The following is a 6,185-nucleotide window of genomic DNA, read 5'->3' as shown; positions in this document are numbered from 1 at the left end:
TCTACCTAAAGTCTCGGTGAAAGCTTCTGTCTTTTTTGACGAGGTAAAAGTATTACTTAATCGAATAAGCGTCAACAATAAAACAATACTGTTCCATTTAAATCGTGCTGTAATCGACGGTTTTGGATTTTTGATTCGCCAAACATACCAACCGTTTCTCACAACCATTTTTCCATAATTGTATTGATTGGGTCTACCCGCTGCTTCGTGAAAATGTTCTAGGCAAGCTGCTGTATTGACATATAATTTTCCGATTTTGGATAATCGAATGGTAAAGTCGGCATCCTCATAAAGTCCGTAACCTTCAAAATAAGTAGAGAATCTTTGACTTTCGAAAACCGACTTTCGAAAGGAGGAAACGCCTCCCATCAATTGTTCTACTTGATAAATCTCTCCGGAGGGAGGCAAAAAACCAATGCTTCTACCGTTGGAAAATTCCGGTACAAATCCGGGTGGAACATCGGTGTCTAGTCCCAATTTTTTTCTCCAAACAAATCGTGTTCCGTCTTTCCGCTTCCATCCATCAAAATAAAATTCATTAATGAATGGCTGGTAATTATCCGTAACTTTTTCCCAAGCAACTTCATTAGTAATATATCCACCAACTCCTAAAGCTCCGGGAAACAAAGCATACGTGTTTAAAATTTGTTCAAAATAATCATTTTTCAAAACGGTATCGTCATCTAAAAAAAACACAACAGCAGTATCATGGGCAACTTTTGAAATTCCAAAATTTCGTTGGCGGGTAAGTCCTCTGTCATTGGAAGAAACTTGAAAGTATTTTAAATGACTAAAAGTGTTGGTTGAAAGTGCCACTTTTGTTTCATCACCTTCCGATCCGTCTACAACAAGAATTTCATCGGGATAAACGCTCTGATTAGCAACCGAATTCAACAGTTTTAACAAGGGAATTGCTCTCCTGTACGTACATACTATTAAAGCTGTTTTTATCATTTATCTTATTCTTTTTCCGAGACTGATTAATTTCTGAGCGTAAAAAACAGATTTGTTAAACTGTAAAATTCGATACGGAAGTTTCACTAATTTTATAAGAAGCCTTGTTTTAGGTCCTTTAAATAAATATAGAAAAAAATACTTATGGCGGTATTCATTGACCTGTTTTTCTGAAAAATGTTTCAAATTAAAATACATAATCGTCGGACTCGGAACGGGTTGAATATTTTTCACTGGAGTATCCAATTCCCATGGCTGTTTTTTGCGAACTTTACCTTTTTTCTTGGCTTCACTCCCCCAATATCGATAGCCTCCAACCGGAGGTTTTAAGTGCAAATTTACAGCATAAGGATTGTGCAAAACCATTTCTCCTATTTTAAAAATAGACAAACCGAAATCACTGTCTTCTCCATATCCGCCATCAAAATTAATATCATTACCCTGAAGTTTTTCAATAAGCGAATAATGCACACATGAATTAGCATTGCTAAACATAGAAGATGTTCCTGATTTCCATCTAGCAATTCCTAACTCATGCAATTTTGAAGTCAAATCGTTCAAATCTTGTTTGGTATGATCGGCACGAATGTCTAAACCGTTGCAAGCTTTGACTTGATACGTTTGTAAAAACCGAATATGATTTTCAATAAAATCGGCAGGAATTCGTATATCATCATCACCAAACACATAGTATTCTCCGGAACAAAGTTCAATTGCTTCGTTTCGAGCTCGGCAACTTCCTTGCGTTTCTTGCCATTTAACAATCACTTCAAAAGGATATTTCTTCAAAGTGTAAGCATCTGTTACTCTTTTATCTTCTGGCGTTGCATCAACAATTACAACTTCTTTGGGAAGATAGGATTGCTTAGCCAAATCATCCAAAAGTACTTTTGTCCATTCTTGACGAAGCATTGTTGGAATGATGTAACTTACACTTGGATTACCTTGTAACTCGTTTAACGGACGAACTTGAATATGCGGTACATTATTTCTAAAACTATATTTTTTAGATACGGCGTTAAAAGCCTTCCACTGACTGTACTTCCATAATCCTTCACGCAAAAGCATGTAATACGATTGTTCTAATTTAAAATTCTTACGATAAAATAAATAGTTATCAAAAGTTGAAACAACAGGCCGACTGGAAGACTCCGGTTGAAATAAACCTTGCACATACAAAACGGTTCCTCCCCAATAACGCAATAAATTAAAGCCCAAATCGAAGGCAGCCATTACTTTGTTGTCGTAGTCTGTATCAAAACCATTGAGCTGTTCCCAAATGGTCTTGCGAATGGCAAATTGATAGGGATTTATTCTCCAATTGACTGTTTCATTTATATTTTCCAAATCAGAGGCGAACCAATAAAAAGTAGCCGTCTGATAAATAATTTCGGGGAAAGCATTCTTATAACCTTGATCCAACGAACTATGCCACAAATCACCACAGCCATCAGCCACTGATTCCAATTTAGTCAAATCAGGTTCACCGACATATAGAATTTCTTCGCCGTTTTTTGTGCGGTAGATTTTAAATTCAGGTTCTTTCATTGACAATTTTTACATAAAAATCAACTGCTTTTTGAGCAACTATCTTTGATTCAAAGGTGCTTACTACTTTTTTAAAAGCATTATTTCCGAAAATTAATGCCTTTTCAGGATTGTTTAGCAATTCCACTATCTTCAGAGCATATTCATGCTGTTGTTTTGGATGCACTAAATAACCCTCAATATCATTGGCAATCATCTCACTTGCCCAACCAATATTTGAGGCAACAATTGCTTTTTTCATTGCCATGGCTTCCAACCAAGAAACCGGCAATGCTTCGGCAAATGTAGGAAAGACGCAAACGGAAGCCAAATCTATTTGATTTCGCATTTGATCATAAGGCATTCCGCCGCTGTAAGTAGTTTGTTTCAACGCTTCTTCTGAAAATAAAGGTTTCATCAATTCCCAAGTGGAAGTAGATCCTGTAAAAATATCCGCACTGTCTTTCCCTATCAAAAGCAATTCAGCGTTGGGATTAGATTTAATAACTTCATTAAAAATCAGTGGCAGTTCTAAAGCTCCTTTTTTTCGAATTAAGGTCCCGAAATAAAGAATTACATGATTGCTTTCCGGATTGGTATGGCCAGATTTAAATGCCTCAATTGCAATTCCATTGGGAATAATAGTAATTTCCTTTTTTAGTTGAAATAATTCCCTTGTCACATCGGCTGTAAATTGACTGACCGATATTAGTCCGTTTGCCTTTTTCAAAGCTCTTTTTTCATGAAATCGGTTCCAAAATTTTACCTGACGTCCATCCAAATGACAAAAATAAGTATCTGAGCCATTCATTCGAATAACAATGGGACAATTGGGTTGAATAAAAGAGGTAATCCCTGTCCAATCAGGTGCTTCAACTAAATCAACTTTTTTTTCTGAATAAAGTTGGTTGATGCGTTTTTCAATTTTCTTTCGGGTTAAATACCAGGAAAACCCCTTGAATTTAATGTTTTGAAGTGTTTCAAAAATAATTCCGTTTTCTTCCCAAACTGCATCCGCTTTTTGTCCGTAAATCAAAATGCGAACACCTACTCCAAGGTCAGTTAAAGATGCTGCCAGATTTTTGATACTGGTTCCAATTCCACCGGAAGGACCTAATTTGGCATGCGGAAATTCAGGTGTTAGAAATAGTATCGTCATTTTGATTCTTTTAGATTTTCTTGTGCAAACAAAGCAGTGAATTTCAGAGCACCTTTTTCATTTAAATGACTACAATCTCTAAATAAACTATCATTGGTGAATGAACCGGAATAATCTTTGAAATTCGGAAGTTTATTTTCCAATAGCTTTGTAAAATGTTTGTTTTCGACATTTGAACAATAAGGTGCACAAAAAAACAACAGATTAATTTTATTTCCCTGACAAAGCTTACTAATTTCATCAACAGCTTTATTATTTTGCTTGATGGTATTGGGAAAACGAGCAGAACTATCTGAATTCATATAGCCATCAAGAGGGACAAAACCATCATCAAATGCTATGTTTGATTTTTTTTGTAAAAGTGTCATAAATACCTCTCTGAAACCAACGCTGTAATCGCTTTTTGCATATTTATAAAAAGGGATGTATTTCAACTTATAAAAATCTTTCTCATTCAATTTCATGTGTTCTTCCAAAACATCGTTTGACGACACATAAGGAATCAACTGCGATTTTAAAATTTGAGAATCAATTTGATTTACATAAGAGCCATCGATTTGGACAAATACATTTTTTAAATTATTATTGTTAGCTACCAATAATTTTAAAAAAAGGTAAACATCGTCAAAATCTGCTCCTTGCGTTCCTAAATTGATGGCTCTTTTTTGTGTAATTCGCTCAATTTCCTGAGTAGAAATACTGTTTTCAACTCTTGAACTTCCCATAAAAACGTAGTCAAACGTTTGATTTTTCAGCAACAAGGTATATCTGGCCTTGTTTCTGGGAATACCTCTTTTGTAAGCTTCTGTATATAAAAAATCAACAAGGTAGAGACTTGCAATCACTAGCATAAAAAAATAACCTATGTAACTACCAAATTTTTTCATGTAATTAAAACTGAAAATAAATGAAATCTAAAGCATTCGAATAAACGCCAAACAATACTATCAATAAAATAACTATCCAAGTTTTTAGCCAAACAAATTTACCAATAAAAGGATGTTCATACGCTTGATTCATCCATTCAATTGCGATAAAGAACATAATCAAAATCAGAGGCTCAAGACTGTATCTTTCAATGGAAAGGTATTGAACAGAAAAACTATCAAAATCAACTATTCGTTGCAAGTACCCAAATGCATCTGTTATGGTTACTGATCTGAAAAAAATCCAACCGATACAAGTGATTGAAAATGTAAGAATCATTGAGAAAAACATTTTCACCTTTGTTTGATGACTCTTGACAATCGTTTCAATACTTTTTTTAGAATCGGAAGTGAGAATAATGATGGGAATAAAAAACAGAGCATTTAAAAATCCCCAAAAAACAAATGTCCAATTGGCACCATGCCACACACCGCTGATTAAAAAAACGATGAAGATATTTCGTATTTGATTGATTTTTGAACCATGGGAGCCTCCCAATGGAAAATAAATATAATCGCGAAACCAAGTGGTTAGAGAAATGTGCCACCTTCTCCAAAATTCGGCTATATTTTTTGCGAAGTACGGATACTTAAAATTATTCATTAAATCAAAACCAAAAAGGCGTGAAATTCCAATCGCCATATCTGAATAACCTGAAAAATCACCATAAATTTGAAAAGCAAATAAAAAGACCCCGACAATCAATGTCAGCGAGTTCATCTGCTCATATTTACCAAATATTTCATTGACATAAATAGCACAACTATCGGCTATCACTACTTTCTTAAAAAAACCCCAGATGAAAAGTTGGACTCCTGAAACTGCCTTTTCATAATCAAAAACTCGGTTTCGTGAAAACTGGGGTAACAAATGACTGGCTCGTTCGATTGGTCCTGCAACAAGTTGTGGAAAAAAGGCAACGAAAGAGGCAAATTCGATAAAGCTATCAGTGGGTTTTATTTTGTTCTTGTACACATCAATGGTGTAACTTAGGGTTTGAAACGTATAAAAAGAAATACCTACCGGTAAAATTATTTGAAGTGTGGAAACATGCATTTCTACTCCTACACTTTCCCAAGAACTTACCCAACTCTCAATAAAAAAATTATAATATTTAAAAAATCCTAAAAGTCCTAAATTGAAGAGCAAACTAACCCAAAGCAGTAATTTTCTTTTTTTAGGTTGAATGGTTTTCCCTAAAAAATGACCCACTAAATAATCTAGCAGCGTACTAAAGAGTATGAGACTTAAAAAACGATAATCCCACCAACCATAAAAAACATAACTGGAAATTAATACTAATATATTTTGTTGCTTGAGTTGATTTTTAAAAACAAACCAATACAAAATAAACACTAGGATTAAAAAAATCAGAAAATCAAATGAGTTAAATAACATACTTATTTTTTAAGCAATTCAAAATGATTGAGCACCATCTTTTCAATTGAAAAATGTTGTTCAATCGCTTCTCTGGTAAAACTATTGATTTGTTTTTCCCCCATCCACAGCGATTCGATTAGTTCTTTCAAAGCCAAATAGTTTCCAACCGGATAAATATAACCATTCTCGCCGGAATGAACTGCCTCCTCATTTCCACCTACATTGGTAGTAATTACCG

The 6,185-nt window shown here is 34.5% G+C and carries 6 protein-coding genes; all 6 read right to left on the bottom strand.

The annotated features are described in order from the left end of the window. The coding region (locus tag ACIQ2S_RS10220; protein WP_396175623.1) for a glycosyltransferase family 2 protein at nucleotides 1-951 on the bottom strand (951 nt) is incomplete at its 3' end. 3 nt (nucleotides 952-954) lie between these two features. Beyond that, complete coding sequence (locus ACIQ2S_RS10215) at nucleotides 955-2,502, bottom strand: glycosyltransferase family 2 protein (RefSeq protein WP_396175621.1); 1,548 nt, start codon at nucleotides 2,500-2,502, stop codon at nucleotides 955-957. Then, on the bottom strand, nucleotides 2,489-3,640 hold the full coding sequence (locus ACIQ2S_RS10210; RefSeq protein ID WP_396175619.1) for a glycosyltransferase family 4 protein: 1,152 nt from the start codon (nucleotides 3,638-3,640) through the stop codon (nucleotides 2,489-2,491). The genes ACIQ2S_RS10215 and ACIQ2S_RS10210 overlap by 14 nt, the downstream gene beginning before the upstream one ends. Next, nucleotides 3,637-4,527: a hypothetical protein gene (locus ACIQ2S_RS10205; RefSeq protein ID WP_396175617.1), complete on the bottom strand. Its 891-nt coding sequence runs from the start codon at nucleotides 4,525-4,527 to the stop codon at nucleotides 3,637-3,639. The genes ACIQ2S_RS10210 and ACIQ2S_RS10205 overlap by 4 nt, the downstream gene beginning before the upstream one ends. A gap of 4 nt (nucleotides 4,528-4,531) precedes the next feature. Continuing rightward, nucleotides 4,532-5,965, bottom strand: coding sequence for an MBOAT family O-acyltransferase (locus ACIQ2S_RS10200; protein WP_396175615.1), 1,434 nt, complete (start codon nucleotides 5,963-5,965; stop codon nucleotides 4,532-4,534). A gap of 2 nt (nucleotides 5,966-5,967) precedes the next feature. Further along, nucleotides 5,968-6,185 (bottom strand): glycosyltransferase (locus ACIQ2S_RS10195; protein WP_396175613.1); only part of this gene is annotated, 218 nt, incomplete at its 5' end.

This window comes from Flavobacterium sp., from assembly GCF_044371705.1.
GTDB lineage: Bacteria > Bacteroidota > Bacteroidia > Flavobacteriales > Flavobacteriaceae > Flavobacterium.
Note: the sequence above shows the minus strand (reverse complement) of the source record. Positions and strands in the feature narration are given on the sequence as shown.